Below are 16,819 nucleotides of genomic sequence, written 5' to 3' on the forward strand. Positions count from 1 at the left end.
TTATGCCCTCGCACTCAAAGCAATTACTGGTGTGAGACGAGAGGCTCGTCTTGCAGGAAAGTATGACGCCATCAGTGCCAAAATCAGCGTGACTAAGAGTGACCATACAATAGAGCCGAGTGTTATCACCGGTATACCAACCCATTCAGGAAGGGTGATTGAGCTAAGTAAGGTCACAATACTATAAGCAAAAATCAGCCCAACTCCGGTTCCAACAGCAACAAGAATGAGCCCTTCTAAAATAAACTGATTCAGTATCGATTTTTGAGTAGCGCCTATCGCCAAGCGAACCCCAATCTCTCTTGTTCTCTCTGTCACCGACAGAAACATAATATTGGCAACACCAAGTGCACCAACAGCCATGGTCATAGCACCACTTGCGCCCAAGAACACCTGAATGCCACGGAAGATCCCCTTAATCAATGAGGCTCCTTCACTAAAATCTGGCATATCAATCGCATCTCTATCGTTAGGATCAAAATGAAGCAATTTCGCATAAAAGTCAGCAACGTTTTTCCTAAATGAATAGGCATCCATACCCGCGGCAGGCTTCATCAACAACATCCATGGCTTGGTGTTCCACAGATCTCGATAGGTCGTTTGAGGGATGAAGACGGTACGGTTATCACCAAAAGAAATACCAGAGTCCTCATTTTTGAGTACGCCAATTACCAGAAAAGGAATGCCATTAACTTTCACTGTATTACCGATGGTAAGTGCCCCCATCTTCGCGATTTGCTCACCTAATACTGCGACGCGTGTGTGATTGTGGATATCACTCGGTGAGATATGGCGCGAGCCAGTTTCAAACTTGCTTTGCATTAGTGAAAAATACGTCGAATCTATGCCGCTCACATTACTCGATAAACGTTGTCCTTTTTCATTGGTAACGCTGCCATCCCACTTGGCATACACACTGGAAACATCCTCGACAAAACCCGCGCTCTTGATCATCTCAACTTGCTCTTGTGAAATACTGATTTGACGCCTAGCCGGTAAGCCTTGCCAAGCCTTACTTGTGCTTGAGGGAAATGCCACTTGGACGTTGTTCATCAAAAAAGAAAGCTGTTGAGTTTGATGACGATAGAAACCCTCTCCCAACGCAATCAACACCACCACTGAAATGACACCCCAAGCAATAGCAATGATTGCCAACGCACTTTTCATACGATGCGCCATCAAAGTTTGCCAGGTTTGCTGCAATAGATTGGTCATGAGTTAAAAGCTCGAGAAATCAACGCCATCGTGTCATCATCCAGCTTTCCTGCGGTTTGAAGCAAACCAATGCGCTGACGCCAATAGCTGTACAAGTTGGTTTTTAGGCTATTTTTGGCTTCAAACAAACTGTTGTGCGCACTGATCACCTCTGAGACTTCCAACAATCCTGCGTCGTAAAGCTTCTCTTTACTGCGTAAGACTTTCTCGCGAGAAAGCACAAGCTCGTTTGCCATCAGCACTTGGTTCCAGTTGATCTCGACCTGAGTAAACTGCTGGATAACGCGCTTATGAATATCGATTTCAACTTTACGCAAATCTTGTTTCGCACTGAGGATATTAAGTGACGCTTCATCAACTTTAGCGCGCGTTGCACCGTTGAGGTCAATTGGCACGCTCAAGGTGATGCCAGCGTTGAACTCACCGTCTTTGCGTCGATCATCATCGTTGTAACCAATGTCACCTTTCAACGTGGGGTAGTAACCACCTTTCGCTGAATCTTTGGCAAACTCACTGGCTTTGACATTTTGCGCAGCGACTAATAGCTCAGGACTGCTGTCTTTTGCCAGTTTCAACCATTGCTCTTGGGAGTTCACCAACATTGGTGGCTGGATGAGCGAATCAGTACGAATTTGATCGACATTTTGTGGCGTTTGGTTGATTAAAGCTGCCAGTGTCGCTCTTTTCACTTCTAAGTCAGCTTGAGCACTTAAAATACCCGCTTGTTCAGAAACCTGTGTCGCACGAATCTCTTCTACATCAACCGATTTCACTTTACCTGCACGATACCGCTTCTCGATTATTTTCAGTAACTTATTGCCTTCTTCTAGCTTAGATTGCGCCAGTTGCAAATCGCCTTGCGCACTCGCAACATCCAGATAAGACGATAGGAGCCTTTGCGCCAATTCGTTATGTGATTGAGTCAACTCCAACTGCGCTTTAAGGTAGTTTGCATTTGCTCGGTCTAAGTCTGACCACAAACTGCTGTCCCAAATGGTTTGAGAGAGGGATGCCCCGTAGCGGTTGGTATTGTCTGCTGACTCACTCCAGTTTGAAGACGCCGTGGCAGTCAAACCGGGCAAAAGTGAACTGCGACTCGCATCAACACCGACCTCGCCAAGTTGCACGCCAATCTTAGCTTTTTCATAATTTGGGTCGTTTTGTTTTGCCTGTTGCCACGCTTGCTCGATAGAAATCGCATAGCTAGGCAAACTTAACGTGGCAGCTAATATCGCGCAGCCTAATTTGGACAAAGTTAACTTAGCCATGAGCGGCTCCCATCATCATGCTGTTGTCGATGATTTCTTCATTCAGTTCGACACCATCAAGCACTTCCACATTAATTCCATCCGATAGTCCGAGTTTGACTGGTTGTGAGTGGAAACCTTGTTCAGAAGTGTCTGGGATCAAAACGCTTGGTGTATCGCCATTAAACTGAAGCGCACGCTCTGGCAGTGTTAAAACATTTTCTGATTTCTTTAGCGTGATTTTTGCCGTCGACGAAAAACCCGAGCGCAAACGCACTTCTTTCGGAATACTTAGTTCGCCCACTTCAACGCCAAAGCCATTATCGAAACTTTTCGCGGATGCGTTTCCAGCAGGTGAGTTTAAGTTCTCAGACTGAATGGCCACTTTAGTCAGCACTCCAGAGATCTCAACATCTGGATAAGGAGCGACAGTGATCACAACTGGCATGCCTGGGGAAAGCTGAGCAGCATCATGTTCACTCACGCTGCCTTTGAAAATCAGGCTATTCATATCAGCCAGTGACATCATTGCCGTTGCTTCTTGGCTTGATTGTGTAGAAATAATCGGCTCACCGACTTCCACTTTACGGTTAAGAACAGTGCCATCAATCGGCGCATAAATGGTCGATGTCAAACGTGCATTCCCGATAGAGGCTTCGCCGCTACGAATCAACTCAAGGTTCTGACGTTTTTGCAATACATTCGCTTGAGCAGACTTAACCGCTGATCGCGCACTCACATACTCGTCATAGTTTTTAGGAATGATGTCCTGTTTGACCAAGCTCTCTAGGTTAGCAAGCTTTTGTTTGGCTGATTCAAGATCCGCTTCACTGCGCATCAAATCGGTAGACGCATCCGTCAGTGCTTGAGGTGTCGGGTTAGGACGCACCTTAATCAAGGGTTGCCCTTGCTTTACTTTTTCGCCGACGTTGACATAGATTTCACCAACGATACCGTCAATTTGTGACTTAATAGAAACCGAGTGCGCTGGAACAATATTACCAACAGCGACCGCTTGTTTTTCAATGGTTCCTTTTTCCACCGCTAGAGTTGGAAACGCTTCCGGCTGAGCCGAAGATTGCAGATAGTAATACGCACCGCCACCGAGCAGCGCAACGCTCACAGCAGAGACAAGCCAAGTTTTTGCCATCATTGATACCAGTTATTGTTGTGTAGTCTTGTGACCATCTCGTGAACACAAAGTTCTAGGATAATATCGGCTTTAATGTAGGATATTTGTCATATTTGGTATGGCTATGTAATCACTAAAAGACAATAGCCGGAGTGAATCGCTGAACTTGGCGTAAAGTACCACCAATACTATTAAATACGGGCAAGCCCACGAGATGAAAGCCACCCACTACCGCTTTGATTTTGCAGTTTGGAAATGACTCAATGCTTTTTACTTCACTTCGAAAGCACCAACACTGCTGTTTTGATCCTGTTAAGACTTGACGGAAGATCAAAAAACACACTATCATTCGCAAAACTGACCAATTGGTCAGTCGGTATTTAGAGCGAGTACTATGGACAAAAGACAACAGATCATTGAAGTTGCAACGCAGTTATTTGCGGAACATGGTTTTGAGAAAACGCCCGTCTCCACCATTTGTGAGAAGGCTGAAATTTCAAAAGGCTTGGTGTTTCACCACTTCAAAAATAAAAACGAACTGTTAAGAGAAGTTTTTGTTCATATAACTCAGATTATCGAAGAAACAGATAAGAGTGATGAACACGTATCAGAGAATGACGATCGCTTAGAAGCAATGATCCACTCGATCTTCGATGGTATGACCGTTCCTGAACACCGCAAGATTTATCAGTTCAATTTTAGTGTGATGGTTCACCCGACCACCAGAGCGATTGTTGTCGATCTGATAGACGAACGCTACCAAGGTTTACAAGTATCCACTGAAGAAGTTTTTCGCTCACTGGGGCACCCGAACCCTGTTGTCGTGACAAAAATGTTCATCGCGGAGATCGATGGTATTGCCATGAACTATTTACTCAATGAGGACTTCCCTATCGAAGAAATCAGGCAAGAGTTCATCAAAAAGTACTGCTAAACCAACCAAAAATCATGCACATCTCGTTGCGTGATTTTTTTGCTTGAACCAACCGACTGCACGGTCAGTCGGTTGATAAATTAAATATAAAAACTAAGGAGAAACCAATGAATACACCTTATCAAATTCAATACGAAGCGTTCGCGAAAGCCGGTGGGCTATATGATGAGAGACACGCCAAACTCTATGCAGAATTTGCCGACAATCTTATTGCAGATGGCAGCTTTTCAATCGTCTACGAAGGCGTAGCACACGCCTGCTATACCCCTATCGTGATTGACGCAGCACCACACCTAAAATGCTATGTACTTGCACCACTTGCGGTACTACCTGAGTTCCAAGGCAAAGGTTATGCGACAAGATTGATGGAAGAAGCAGAAAAGCAGTTAAACGCTGACGTTATCTTTGTAATGGGCGATCCGATGCATTATGCGAATCGTTACAACACGACTCACAGCGTATTACTACCTGTACCGTCCAATGCGCCTTTAGATTGCTGGTTTGCACGAGAGTTAACAGCAGACGCGTTAACTGGGGTTGGTGAGTCCACTTCATCCATCAAGGGACCTTTTTCTGATCCATTGATGTGGAGTCATCCAGACGAGCAAGTCGTCTAATATCAAAATCAATCTGTTATGCCCAGAGCACATTGCTTTGGGCATGCGGTGTAACCCAATCTATCTTAATAGGAGCATTGCAAGTGCACCGACCAATACACCGAATACAAACATTCCTACACTAATTAATATAAGGTTAGGAGAATAGCTAAAAGATGAAGGTTCGTTACTCCCATAGTTATCAGGTTTAGCATTGACCAAAAGTGCCGTGTATTCGGTATCAAATGCAGCCGCCAGAGAACGCCCCGTCTCCAAAGAAGCACTTCCGTGAAGCTCAACACGTTGTATGGTGCGTAAACTTAACCCACAGATATCGGCGAGTTGTTGTTGGGTCCATGCTTTGTGCTGCCTTAGGTGGCGAATTTTTGAGGTATCTAATTGCATCCATTCACCCTTTCCCACCAAAAAACACAGCGATAGTGACAAAACCAACAAGCAAACCACATGCAAAAGCAACACCAATGCCTTTGAGAATTTGGAGATGAGTTAGCCCAAATTCATACTCATCAATACTTCGATAACCCTTTTTTAGGAAGACCGTTATCATCCACTTACCGTTTAGGCAAATTTGGACTTCTAATTTCTCTCCTTCAATCTCAATCATATGACTGGATTTAAAGTACCAATTGGACTTTTGGGATACGAGTTCACCATCGACGTAAACCCACTCTTTGCCACTTAACATTGAGATTTGGACAGTAATGTCATGTCCTTTCCATTCAAAGTAGCTGGTTAAAATTGTTTTCCCTGTTTGCATCACATATCCCTATTCATTCAATGATGTTCACATCGTGCCGCAAGATCGACACTATAAAAACGACGCACAGACGACAGTCGCCTTTTTGTCATGTGACACCATGGCGACAATGGTATGACAGTTCTTAATTTTCAATAAGTTAAGTAATCAACTTGAGGACAAACCTCTGCCGTCTCCGTGGTTCAATATCCACTATTGCGGGCATAGAGAAAACAACTCTTGTTCTTCAGTTTGATATTCAGCCGCCTCTTTAGCGATAGCGATATTTTGCTTACTCGCCTTAAACTCAGAACCAGTGCCGGGCCAAAAATACCCTTGGTCATCATGACAGAGCACAATAATCGATGCTGCAGCTCCTAAATTTGGCTCATCTCCCTTCGCTGCATACATTTTGAAAGATATGTGAGACGAAAAATTCCCTCGAATCTCTTCGAGTACGTCAGCTTGAATTTCGTAGTATGCATCAACACCTTGCTTTATTTCTTCAAAACTCGTGAGCCGTAAAACGGCGGAATACGGTGCTTGATTGATCGCAACTCTAAGTGGTTCTTTTACCATAACTTCTACCGCGATAAAAGCAATAAACCATAGCGTCCACTTCATGCTTATCCCCTTTTAAACCGCATACTTAAACAGTCCTGCGGAAACATACTTAACGCAGGAAATACCGTGTATTCCTTCAGCACGCCTTGTTTATTTGATTGATTAACTTGGCTTTCGTAGCTCTAAGAGCAGGTAACGGCATATATAACCTGCACCTGATGTATAACCGACAAGATTTTCAAGCGATACGACTTTAAGCCCTGTGTTTTGGCTGAACTCGCGAACTTCGTTCTCGGTGTAAGCGGTGTGTACGACTGTGCCACTGTAGGTGTTTCTCGGCAGATCTTTTCCATCTGGGTCGTGACATTGGAAACTGATAAAGCAACGCCCATCAGCATTTAGCAGCTCAGCAATACATTGAAGTAGCGACTGGGGATCGACGAGAAATTCCGTGAATCCGAGAGCGGTAATGATGTCGAAGGTTTGATTGAAAAGTGGGGAAAAAGGTTGGTCAAGATCATGAACATTGACGCTTTGATATAAGTTGGTTTCGCGCGCTTTGTTCACCATATTGGAGGAGATGTCCAAGCCATGTAGAACGACATCAGGGTAATGAGATTTTATGACTTCCCCGATGCTGCCTGTGGCGCAAGCCAAATCAAGGGCTGAGCCTTGCTGTAGATTGAGTGTTTTTAGCTTCCCGTCGACCCAACGTGGGCCAACATATTGGCTGTCTTCAATTAACTTTTGGTAGCGCTCAGATACTTCATCATACATTTTGGCAACGTCCATGATTCCTCCTTGAATTCTTGAACGCTTGCCAATGTAGCACGCCCTACTCACCTATACACTTATGTCCTTGTAAAAACGTGAAAAAAGTCGACGTGCTACGCATTGATTTAAGCCATCCAGATCCTCGCTAAAATACCTACTGGTGTGGTAACACCCGTTGTAATTGAACTTACCTTCCCATCTTTTACAACATAGATAGTCGGAGTTACGCTAATGCTCCATTCTTGCATGATGGTGCTTTTGGGATCATTGACATTATCGAACTGGTAGTCTTTTGCCTGCATGAATTTTTGTACACGTTCTTCTGGACCAGAGGCACCAGAAACAGCAACGACTTCATAATAGTTGCTCAACCAACTCACGCTAGGGCTAACAAACTTACACGCAGGGCACCACGTTGCCCAAAAATACACGACAACAGGCTCGTCATGGCTTTTGGCAATCACATCGACGAACTCACCGTCCGCCATGATTGCACTAAGAGGCGGCGCATGCTCTTTGGGAATGTCTTTGGTGCGGTACCAATCCATCGCGACCGATATAACAGTCACCATGAGGATGATTTGTAGCGCTTGACCAAGCCAATATTTCAGCGACTTGCGCTTTTTTACGGTGTTCACTTAATCACACCTCCGCTTGCTTGCTCAATGGCTTTCACCACAACATCGTCAGTCAAAATCACTGGTAAAGGAATACCTTCTGGTGCAGCAGGACCATAAACTATGTTGAATGGCACACCAAAACGACCATGTGCTCTTAAGAAATCGGTGACTGAACTATTAGGATGCGTCCAGTCGCCTTTTAACGTCGCAACATTAGGGCTTTGCAGCAATGAGTAAACTGGATCTTGCCAGATCACACCGATCTTGTTGGCTTTACAAGTGACACACCAGTCAGCAGTCACATCCACAAATACTACGCGACCATTTTTCACGTGTTCCGCAATCGCTTCATTCGATAACTTTTCCCAAGCCAAGTCTTCAGGCAATGGGGTTGCCCAATGATTCGCTGTCATGCTGCCTAGCATCAGTCCACCAGCGATTAAGATGAGCGATGCCGTACCTGACACTGCCAGCGCTTTGTTACCGTAGACTCGCTTGACACGCGCCATAATAACGATGAATGCAACCAAGCCGATTAAGATGACCCAAAATACTGGTAAGTGATTCGCCATCAATGACAACAACCATGCACTGGTTGCCAGCATCATGATGCCGAATACGATTTTCACGACATTCATCCACTGCCCTGGCTTTGGTAACCTCAACGCGATACCCGGGAAGATAGCGACTAAGATCCAAGGCAGTGCCATGCCTAATGCCAGTGCGGTGAAAATAGCAAACAGCGTTGCTACGTCCGCACCCAGTGCAAACGCAACGGCGGTACCTAAGAAAGGCGCAGAACAAGGCGTTGCAAGCAGAGTCGCGAACATTCCTTGCACGTAGTGTCCAAATAGCGAGTTATCGCCCTTCGACGCTAGCCAAGTATTCGTACCTGAAGACAGGCGAATTTCAAACAAACCAAGCATGTTGGCGCCAAATAATCCGGTCACCAGCAGCATTAAGCCTAAGAACCAAGGGCTTTGGAATTGCACACCCCAGCCGATAGCATTACCTGTCAGCTTCAACACTAAGATAAACCCAGCCAAAAGCCAGAACGAAGTCAGAATACCTAACGAAGAAGCGATGAATTGAGTGCGAATTTGGCGACGTTCAACACCTTGTGCGGCCACAATGCTGCTTAACTTCATACCTAGTACTGGTAGTACGCAAGGCATGATATTCAGAATCAAGCCGCCTAGTAGCGCAAACAAGAATATGTTCACCAGTGAAGTGGTTGGCAAAGCTTGCGTGATAACACCCGCTTTTGCTTGCGCGGTTTCTTGCGCCAGTAGGTTGTTATCTTTGATTGAGACGTAAAGCGATTGGTTATCCAGTTCTACGTCACCCAACCAAGTATTCACTAAATAGTTTGCGGTAAGCGTATTGCCCTCTTGATGCAGCCCTTCCAACTTGAAGCTGTAATCGCTCGTTGTTTCATCGACACCATCGACTAACACTTCTGGCTTCTGCCATCCTTGTGAGTTGGTCAGTTTGATTTGCAACTTAGATTGGCTCGCATCCCAGTTTGCTTGCGTAACTTCAACAAAAGGAGAAGGCTGAGGCACACTGCTCACTGCTTGCGCGTAAGTAAACATCACTCCTTCATCAACTTGTAAGTCGGAAGGTAGGAAAGACAGTTGAATGCGATAATCCGTCAGGACACAAATGGTCGTGCACGAAGACAGTGTCAGCGTCGCATCAATCGTCACTGGTTTATTCATGTCTTCGACGTGCAACGTCATTGGGAAAACGGTGTCACCTTTATAACCCAGCGTTTCAATACCAAGCAGTTCGTATTTCTGCGGGTACGGCCATTGCCAATCCACTTTGGTTAGGTTTTGTGATTTTTCCCAATCAATAGAAGGCGCGACGCCACCTTCACCCGGTGAACGCCAGTAGGTTTTCCAATCGCCGGTGAGTTTGACATCAAGATAACCAGTAAGTGTGTTGGTATTGGGATCTTGTTGTCCGGTAAGTACAAAGCGCGTCTGTACAGGTGGATGTTGAGGGTTGGTCAGCCACCCGGTGTCTGTCGTCTGTGCTTGGGCAAATAACGAGAATAAGCTCAGCGCTAACGTCATGAAGATCATAACCGCAGCTTGAGTTGTTTTTTTAATGTGGTTCATAGTGATTCCTAGTTAAAAACAAGTGTAGAAATTACTGACGGAAAAATACTCGTCAGAAATCACTTGTTATTCACGGAATACACATAGGGTGAGATGGACCCGATACTTATGGATTATCGGTTCTGTCCATTGCCTTTGGTTAGCAAATGCGCAGCAGCGCCACACGGCTAATACGAAGAGACCAATAAACAGTACAACAACCATGGTTTCCAGTTGCTGTTGAGCAAATTGAATCAGTTTTTCAGATAACTCACATTTACCCGTATCGTGCCCACTGTCGGCTCTCTCAATCTTTGTGACATCATTAACTCGCCCCCCATCAACCAACACCGAGGTCGTGTTCGAGTCATATTGCATGGCGCAACTGAACATCAAGCCGGAGTTTTTCAACAGGCACACCACAATCACCCAGCCAATCAAAGCTAGGAGCCATTTCCCTTGATGTTGGGATGCAGCAGATTGTGAAGTGGATGCAAGCATATTCGTTTTGATTGTCAATCGTTGGCGGGAATCATACGCAAGTTTATATAAACCTCAAGTGGTATGAATTTTCTGCGCCGCTCTCATTGGTAGCTAATTATGATAGTCTTATGACTACCATTTCCGTAAATAATTCAACATGCTCAATAAAGTTAATCTTGCTGATATTCGCTCCTTTGTTTTGATTGCTCAACTGGGCAACTTCACCAAAGCGGCAGAAGCCCTTTCAGTATCGCGTTCCCATGTATCTCGCCAAATCAGTGGGCTCGAAGCGCAAATGGGCGTGACTCTACTCACTCGAACTACGCGAACATTGCGTTTGACTCATGCCGGTGAACGTTTTTACCAAGAATGCGAAAAAGCACTGCATGATATCGACCAAGCATTAATTGCCGCTGTCGACGATACTCAAGAAGTTCGAGGGTTGATCCGAGTGAACTGCGTCGGCGGTTATATCGGCGAAGACATCGTCGCTAAATACGTCAATGAATTCATGTTGGAATACCCAGATGTATTTGTGGATTTGGACTTCTCTTCGCCTCGAATTGATTTGATCGAAGACCAGTTCGACGTTGCTATTCGTATGGGAGAACTGGAAGACGCTGGATTCGTTGCGCGTAAGTTGATGATGATCGACATGGTCACACTCGCGAGCCCACGTTACCTTAAAATACATGGCGAACCAGTCGCCCCCAAAGAGCTGGCGAAACACCGTACTCTCACAGGCTCAGTTACGCGTTGGAGCTACCGTAACGTTGCTACACCAACTGAACACAGTGACGTGATAGTGAAAGGTAACTTACGTTGTAAGAATGGTCGCGCTCTTGTGATGGGCGCACTCTACGGTAACGGCATTATTCGCGTACCCTTAAGTTACTGTGACAAAGAAGTAGAGCAAGGCAAGTTGGTCAAAGTGATGCCAGAATGGGAAATCCCATCGGTACCTCTGTCAGCGATTTTCCATCGTGACCGCTACCAGCCTAAACGTCTGCGAACCTTCATTGATTTCATCAAAGCCAAGTTTGAACAAGACGCGAAAGCTTAAAACGAACATTAGAGCGTCTCGTCGCTCCTCACCCTCTCTGGATAACGCAACAACCAGTCTCTAAGGCTGGTTTTGCATTAAACAGGTAAGAAACGTGTAAACAATCCCGCAAAAACAAGCGCATAACGTGAAAAAGGGTTATTCTTAGTTATTAAAAGTACGAAATAATTAATGAATGAGCACCCAACCTAATTCACGTCAATTGATCTCCTGCGAAGAGTGCGGCTTGGTCGTTCGTATTCCTGATATCGAACAAGGTCAAAAAGCACAGTGTCCTCGCTGTGAGCATTCGCTAACTAAAATCAACGCGAAACCGTATCAAAGCGTTCTTGCTGTCTCGGTCGCTTGTTTGATCATGCTAGTTTTGAGTGTCTCTTTCCCATTCATGTCGTTCAGCGTTCAAGGTTTATCTCAAGAAATCACTCTAATGCACGCAGCGAAGATGCTAGCGGAATTTCATAATGCGCTCCTTGGCGCTTTATTACTTGCGACCGTTGTCATCCTTCCCGCTATCTACGTCGGTTTGATTCTTTTCCTTCACCTTGAAGCCTTGAAGTCGCTCAAGCATCCATTGAGTAAAAAACAAATTCGCATGGCGAAGACTCTGTGTCGAATTCTGTTTAGAGTCGAACCTTGGTTGATGGTCGATGTCTTTTTAATTGGCGTATTAGTGAGCCTAATTAAGATTGCTTCGCTGGCTGAGATAGGCATGGGCAGTTCATTCTGGGCATTCTGTGTGTACACAGTTTTGGTGGTGAAGTGTATTTCTATGGTAGATAAGAGCTGGCTATGGGGGCATTTCATCCCATCTATCGAACTACCAAATGTGAAAGAAGGTGATACGCACCATGACAATAATCACATTGGTTGCCACACGTGCCATCAGCTTAACCCTATCGAAGATACTAAACATCAAAAGTGCCTTCGTTGCCATAGCCCAGTTCATAAATACAATCCTGCGAATAACTTACAGAAAGCATGGGCACTGTTGTTTGCCTCTATCATCTTTTACATTCCAGCCAACCTTTATCCAATGATGTATACCGTTAGCCTTGGTCATTCCGAAGGTTCAACCATCATGGAGGGTGTGGTGCTGCTGTGGCAACTAGGCTCCTACCCAATCGCTGCCGTTATTTTCTTTGCTAGTGTCTTCATTCCTATGGCAAAAATGCTCGCCTTAGCATGGCTTTATTACAACGCGCAGAAAGCTCAATACTTGCCACCAGAGGAAAGTATCTCGCGTTTAAAAGTGTACCGAATGACCGAGTTTATTGGGCGCTGGTCAATGATTGATATTTTTGTGGTCGCGATTTTGGTTGCGTTAGTACAACTGCAAAACCTAATGGCGATCTACCCTGGTCCTGCTGCCCTTTCATTTGCGGCAGTGGTCATTTTCACCATGCTCTCTGCCATGATTTTTGACTCGCGTTTGTTATGGCAATTACCACAAAACGAAGCGCAGAAGCCAATGACGAATAACTTAACTGAGAAAGCTAAATATGAGTGATGAGAACAAAGCAACCGCTCAAATAAAACCGCAAAAGCAGGTCTCTGCAATTTGGATCATCCCGATCCTTGCACTGGCGATGGGAGCGTGGATGTTGTTTCAATACATCAACAGTACTGGTCCCGAAATCACTCTGAAGCTACCAACAGCAGAAGGCATTGAAGTCGGCAAGACTGAAATCAAGGCACTCAATGTAAAAGTGGGAGTGATCACAGATGTTAAGCTCAGCAAAGATTACGACCACATTATTGCCACGGCACAAATGAACAAAGATGCCGATCGTATGCTGCGTGAAGATTCGATGTTTTGGGTCGTCAAACCGCGTATTGGTCGGGAGGGAGTTTCTGGTTTAGAAACGCTACTTTCCGGTGCCTATATCCAGCTGCAACCAGGCAACTCCAAAGTTGAAAAGGAACACTTTAACGTACTTGACGTTCCACCCGTTGCCTCCCCTGATGCAGAGGGTCTACGCATTGTCTTGACCCACCGCGAAGCAGGCAAACTCGGCGTTGGCGATCCGGTGATTTACAAAGGCTTCACCGTTGGGCGTGTAGAAACCACCAGCTTTGACGTGGATACTCGCCGAGCACTGTACCAACTGTTTATCTTCAAACCATACGACAGCCTTGTGCGCACTAAGACTCATTTTTGGCTAAGTTCAGGTGTTGACTTACAACTGAACGCCGAAGGTTTTGAGGTGAAGTTTGGCTCTCTTGAAAGCTTAATCACTGGAGGGGTTGTCTTTGATACCTTACCAGGCTTAGGGGCGGGAGATGAAGTCAAAGAGGATATGACGCACTTCCGTTTATTCGATGACGTCAAGCAAGTGCGTGAAGGCATGTACGACGACTACATCCAGTTTGTCATGATGTTTGAAGAGTCAGTGCGTGGTCTTAAACGTAAAGCACCCGTGGAATATCGCGGTCTACGTATCGGTACTGTAATGAAAGTGCCAATGCGTATGCCAACGCCAGACGAAGATTTCTCTGCGAAAAAAATTCCTGTCTTAGTTCGTATTGAACTTGGACGCGTGTACAACGACTTGCCTGCCGACAAGCTACCTCTTTTCAAACAGAAACTGAAAGAAGAGTTTGCTAAAGGGCTTCGTGGAACACTAAAAACCGGCAACCTGCTGACTGGCGCATTGTACATTGATACCGATTTTTATCCTGATGAAGACCCATACGTCCCAAGCGAGTTTGAAGGCTTAGACGTATTCCCGACCAAACAAGGTGGGTTCGCTCAAGTACAACGCCAAGTAAATGACTTCCTGACCAAAATTAATAGCTTACCGATGGAAGAGACGCTTCAATCATTAAATAAAACCCTGAAAACATCAGAGCGCACTCTCGCTTCTGCTGAGCGCGTTGCAAGCAGTGTCGACAAATTGCTTAACCAAGACGATACCAAAGCCATTCCACAAGACATTCGCAAGAGCTTAGAACAGTTGCAGAAAACCTTGGATGGTTATGGCCCGAATTCCACTATGTATAGTGAGATGGAGTCCACATTGAAAGAGTTGGAGCAGGTAATGACGGAGTTCAAGCCCGTTCTTAAGCAACTAAATGAAAAACCAAACTCATTGGTCTTTGGTGAAGATGAAGTGAATGATCCAATTCCTGTTAGAGGGCAAAAATAATGAAACGCGGACTTTTATTGATTTCTGCCCTATTGGCAGGTTGTAGCAGTGCACCAGAAAACACCGGGGCATTGTATGTGTTGCCTGAAGCAAGCTCAGCGAAAATCAGCGACACCATGATTGCACAACGTCCACAGCTTGTTGTTCGTCCAGCTCAACTAGCAAGCTATCTTGCTGACAGTGGCATTGTGTACCGAACATCTGAGACTCAAATCATTCAAGCAAAACACAACCAGTGGGCGCACAGTATCTCTGAGCAAATTACTCAACGCATGATTGATGATCTACGTGCTAAGCAAAGCCAATACTGGCCGGTAGAAGTGAACAACTTACTCGACCAAAGTGACCAAAGTAAACTTCAGTTATCGCTGAGTAAGTTTAATGGTAGCTATGAAGGAAACGCAGAAATTGAAGGCGAATGGCTTATCATTGATGCGAATGGCAAAGTGAAAAACAGTGCACCTGTAACAATCAAACTGCCTTTACAAGACGAAGGTTATGATGCGCTTGTTGACGCGCTTTCCGCTGGGTTGAATAACCTTACTGATCAAATCGCTGCTCAACTATAAAACTCTCTCGCCCACTCCAATTGAGGAGTGGGCGTTTTCTTCCTCAAATCTCTAATCGCCCTCTTCTCTCAACATCATCCAGAGAAAACACTATTAAGCCATATCTAGCGATACTGTGAGTGAAATAAAGCGTTTCCGTTAGTCGTCGTTTTTGAATTACCCCACTCCATGCCCTACGCTAATCTTTATGCAACTCATTTAATTAAAATATGGACGTTGATATGGTTAAGAAAATCCTGCCGGTTCTTTCTCTGCTCTCTTCTTATCTGATTGCACCTTTTACAATGGCAGACGATACATACTCGTCACCAAGCCATTGGCAGCATAGTGTTGAAATCTACATGCAGGCTCTGAATATTAATGGCGATTCCACAATGGGGAATTTCTCAACTGACCTTGACGTAGATCCTAAGTTCATCATGGATCATCTTGATATTGGTGCGATGGCAAGGCTTGAAGGAGTGTACAAAAATAAATGGGGTTATTACCTCGATTACAGCTTTATGGATCTAAATGGCAGTGCGAATAATCTATCTGGCATTTTACCTAATGTTACTTATCGTGCAGATCTGGACGTCAGACAAGGCGTACTTGAAGCAAAAGTGTTCCAACGAGAAATCCATTCATTTGGCATGATTGATTACATGTTTGGCTTACGTTGGTGGGATAACGACATCAAAGGTAAAGTCTACCGTAACGATAACCGCATTCTCGTAGACAGATTAAACATCAAAGAGGACTGGGTTGATTTCTTAGTGGGCGTGCGTTGGTTAAACAATCTCACTAAAGACTGGCGTTTTCATGCAAGCTTAGACGCTGGTCTTGGAGCAGATACGAACTTTACTTATGCGACACAAATAGGCTTGCGTTATCACATGAACGATTGGTCGGACATTAACCTGGCTTACAAATCGACTTGGGTGGACTATGTCAATAAAGGAACCTTCGAATACGATACTGCCTCTCATGGTTTTCTTATTGGTCTTGGACTATATTTTTAGTCCCCTCAACATAAGGTGCTGCAGCACGCTAACGCAGGATCTTCTAAGCTAGTAATAACCTTCTCACTTAGGCAAAGCTTAATGATGAATAAATCGGAAGTTATCTGGCCAGATTATTACCACCCTAAACATTCTCATATACACGTACGCAGCCAAATCGAGATCCCTGAACCACCAGAAGTTGTTTGGCAACATCTAGTTCGTGCTCCTGAGTGGCCGGCATGGCGTCACTCTAAAACCATGGTTCAGATCTTAAGTGGCGATAGCACGTTATGCAAAAACACCATGTTTCGTTGGAAAACATCTTGGGTTGATTTTCACTGCACAGTAGTCGAATACACCTTGAATCAACGCTTGGCATGGAAAGGTAAAAAAGGAGGTGTTGATATGTACCACGCTTGGGTTTTAGAGCCGACAAAAACAGGTTGCTGTATTACAACGGAAAGTACCCAACGCGGTGGAATGACCTGGCTTACAAAATACTTTGCACCAAAACAGCTAAGAAAGTACCACCTAAAATGGTTAGAAGAGTTGTGCCGCCAATCTCACGGCAATTGCGAGAAATAATGAAAATATACACTCTACTTGCTACTTAATATGCTCAATAAATGCG

At 44.9% G+C, this 16,819-nt stretch carries 18 protein-coding genes and 1 pseudogene; 8 read left to right on the forward strand and 11 right to left on the reverse strand.

What is annotated here, in order from left to right:
• The 4 genes and pseudogenes from VHA02S_RS04750 to VHA02S_RS26545 all read right to left on the reverse strand — a co-directional run.
• On the reverse strand, positions 1 to 1,215 hold the full coding sequence (locus VHA02S_RS04750) for an ABC transporter permease (protein ID WP_038898648.1): 1,215 nt from the start codon (positions 1,213 to 1,215) through the stop codon (positions 1 to 3).
• Positions 1,212 to 2,483 carry a TolC family protein gene (locus VHA02S_RS04755; RefSeq protein ID WP_038898649.1) on the reverse strand — a complete coding sequence of 424 codons (1,272 nt, stop codon included), beginning with the start codon at positions 2,481 to 2,483 and terminating at the stop codon, positions 1,212 to 1,214. Before VHA02S_RS04755 ends, VHA02S_RS04750 begins: the two co-directional genes overlap by 4 nt.
• Positions 2,476 to 3,612: an efflux RND transporter periplasmic adaptor subunit gene (locus VHA02S_RS04760; protein ID WP_005444921.1), complete on the reverse strand. Its 1,137-nt coding sequence runs from the start codon at positions 3,610 to 3,612 to the stop codon at positions 2,476 to 2,478. The genes VHA02S_RS04755 and VHA02S_RS04760 overlap by 8 nt, the downstream gene beginning before the upstream one ends.
• A 124-nt stretch (positions 3,613 to 3,736) precedes the next feature.
• Positions 3,737 to 3,862, reverse strand: a pseudogene (locus tag VHA02S_RS26545) (MBL fold metallo-hydrolase); the annotation flags it as partial.
• A gap of 126 nt (positions 3,863 to 3,988) precedes the next feature.
• Here VHA02S_RS26545 and VHA02S_RS04765 point away from each other — a divergent pair.
• The gene (locus VHA02S_RS04765) at positions 3,989 to 4,528 is read left to right on the forward strand and encodes a TetR/AcrR family transcriptional regulator (protein WP_005444918.1); all 540 of its coding nucleotides are present in this window, start codon (positions 3,989 to 3,991) and stop codon (positions 4,526 to 4,528) included.
• Between the two features lie 107 nt (positions 4,529 to 4,635).
• Complete coding sequence (locus tag VHA02S_RS04770) at positions 4,636 to 5,145, forward strand: GNAT family N-acetyltransferase (protein WP_005444916.1); 510 nt, start codon at positions 4,636 to 4,638, stop codon at positions 5,143 to 5,145.
• A 60-nt stretch (positions 5,146 to 5,205) separates the two neighbouring features.
• Here the strand turns inward: VHA02S_RS04770 and VHA02S_RS04775 are convergent, their stop codons facing one another.
• From VHA02S_RS04775 to VHA02S_RS04805, 7 genes are all read right to left on the reverse strand, one after another.
• Positions 5,206 to 5,529 carry a helix-turn-helix domain-containing protein gene (locus tag VHA02S_RS04775; protein WP_005444913.1) on the reverse strand — a complete coding sequence of 108 codons (324 nt, stop codon included), beginning with the start codon at positions 5,527 to 5,529 and terminating at the stop codon, positions 5,206 to 5,208.
• Between the two features lie 4 nt (positions 5,530 to 5,533).
• Complete coding sequence (locus VHA02S_RS04780; RefSeq protein WP_009698451.1) at positions 5,534 to 5,902, reverse strand: hypothetical protein; 369 nt, start codon at positions 5,900 to 5,902, stop codon at positions 5,534 to 5,536.
• Positions 5,903 to 6,094: 192 nt separating this feature from the next.
• Positions 6,095 to 6,505 carry a hypothetical protein gene (locus VHA02S_RS04785; RefSeq protein WP_038898650.1) on the reverse strand — a complete coding sequence of 137 codons (411 nt, stop codon included), beginning with the start codon at positions 6,503 to 6,505 and terminating at the stop codon, positions 6,095 to 6,097.
• A gap of 102 nt (positions 6,506 to 6,607) precedes the next feature.
• The gene (locus VHA02S_RS04790) at positions 6,608 to 7,237 is read right to left on the reverse strand and encodes a class I SAM-dependent DNA methyltransferase (RefSeq protein WP_038898651.1); all 630 of its coding nucleotides are present in this window, start codon (positions 7,235 to 7,237) and stop codon (positions 6,608 to 6,610) included.
• Between the two features lie 107 nt (positions 7,238 to 7,344).
• Positions 7,345 to 7,857, reverse strand: a complete 513-nt coding sequence (locus VHA02S_RS04795) for a protein disulfide oxidoreductase (RefSeq protein ID WP_009700000.1) — start codon at positions 7,855 to 7,857, stop codon at positions 7,345 to 7,347.
• On the reverse strand, positions 7,854 to 9,965 hold the full coding sequence (locus tag VHA02S_RS04800) for a protein-disulfide reductase DsbD family protein (protein WP_038898652.1): 2,112 nt from the start codon (positions 9,963 to 9,965) through the stop codon (positions 7,854 to 7,856). The genes VHA02S_RS04795 and VHA02S_RS04800 overlap by 4 nt, the downstream gene beginning before the upstream one ends.
• Positions 9,966 to 10,031: 66 nt before the next feature.
• Positions 10,032 to 10,445 carry a hypothetical protein gene (locus tag VHA02S_RS04805; protein ID WP_005444886.1) on the reverse strand — a complete coding sequence of 138 codons (414 nt, stop codon included), beginning with the start codon at positions 10,443 to 10,445 and terminating at the stop codon, positions 10,032 to 10,034.
• A gap of 139 nt (positions 10,446 to 10,584) precedes the next feature.
• On the opposite strand from VHA02S_RS04805, the gene VHA02S_RS04810 reads away from it, so the two are divergent.
• The 6 genes from VHA02S_RS04810 to VHA02S_RS04835 all read left to right on the forward strand — a co-directional run bounded on the left by VHA02S_RS04810 (position 10,585) and on the right by VHA02S_RS04835 (position 16,773).
• Positions 10,585 to 11,490, forward strand: a complete 906-nt coding sequence (locus VHA02S_RS04810) for a LysR family transcriptional regulator (protein ID WP_005444884.1) — start codon at positions 10,585 to 10,587, stop codon at positions 11,488 to 11,490.
• A 175-nt stretch (positions 11,491 to 11,665) separates the two neighbouring features.
• Positions 11,666 to 12,997 carry a paraquat-inducible protein A gene (locus tag VHA02S_RS04815; protein ID WP_005444882.1) on the forward strand — a complete coding sequence of 444 codons (1,332 nt, stop codon included), beginning with the start codon at positions 11,666 to 11,668 and terminating at the stop codon, positions 12,995 to 12,997.
• Positions 12,990 to 14,636 carry an intermembrane transport protein PqiB gene (gene pqiB, locus VHA02S_RS04820; RefSeq protein WP_009702050.1) on the forward strand — a complete coding sequence of 549 codons (1,647 nt, stop codon included), beginning with the start codon at positions 12,990 to 12,992 and terminating at the stop codon, positions 14,634 to 14,636. The genes VHA02S_RS04815 and pqiB overlap by 8 nt, the downstream gene beginning before the upstream one ends.
• Positions 14,636 to 15,205, forward strand: a complete 570-nt coding sequence (locus VHA02S_RS04825) for a PqiC family protein (protein ID WP_009698461.1) — start codon at positions 14,636 to 14,638, stop codon at positions 15,203 to 15,205. The genes pqiB and VHA02S_RS04825 overlap by 1 nt, the downstream gene beginning before the upstream one ends.
• A 221-nt stretch (positions 15,206 to 15,426) precedes the next feature.
• Positions 15,427 to 16,206, forward strand: coding sequence for a hypothetical protein (locus VHA02S_RS04830; protein WP_038898653.1), 780 nt, complete (start codon positions 15,427 to 15,429; stop codon positions 16,204 to 16,206).
• Between the two features lie 84 nt (positions 16,207 to 16,290).
• Entirely contained in the window at positions 16,291 to 16,773 is a 483-nt protein-coding gene (locus tag VHA02S_RS04835) for an SRPBCC domain-containing protein (protein WP_009698463.1), read from the forward strand.
• Positions 16,774 to 16,819 lie beyond the last annotated feature (46 nt).

Source organism: Vibrio harveyi NBRC 15634 = ATCC 14126 = KCTC 12724, from assembly GCF_001591145.1.
In the GTDB taxonomy this organism is placed as follows: domain Bacteria; phylum Pseudomonadota; class Gammaproteobacteria; order Enterobacterales; family Vibrionaceae; genus Vibrio; species Vibrio harveyi.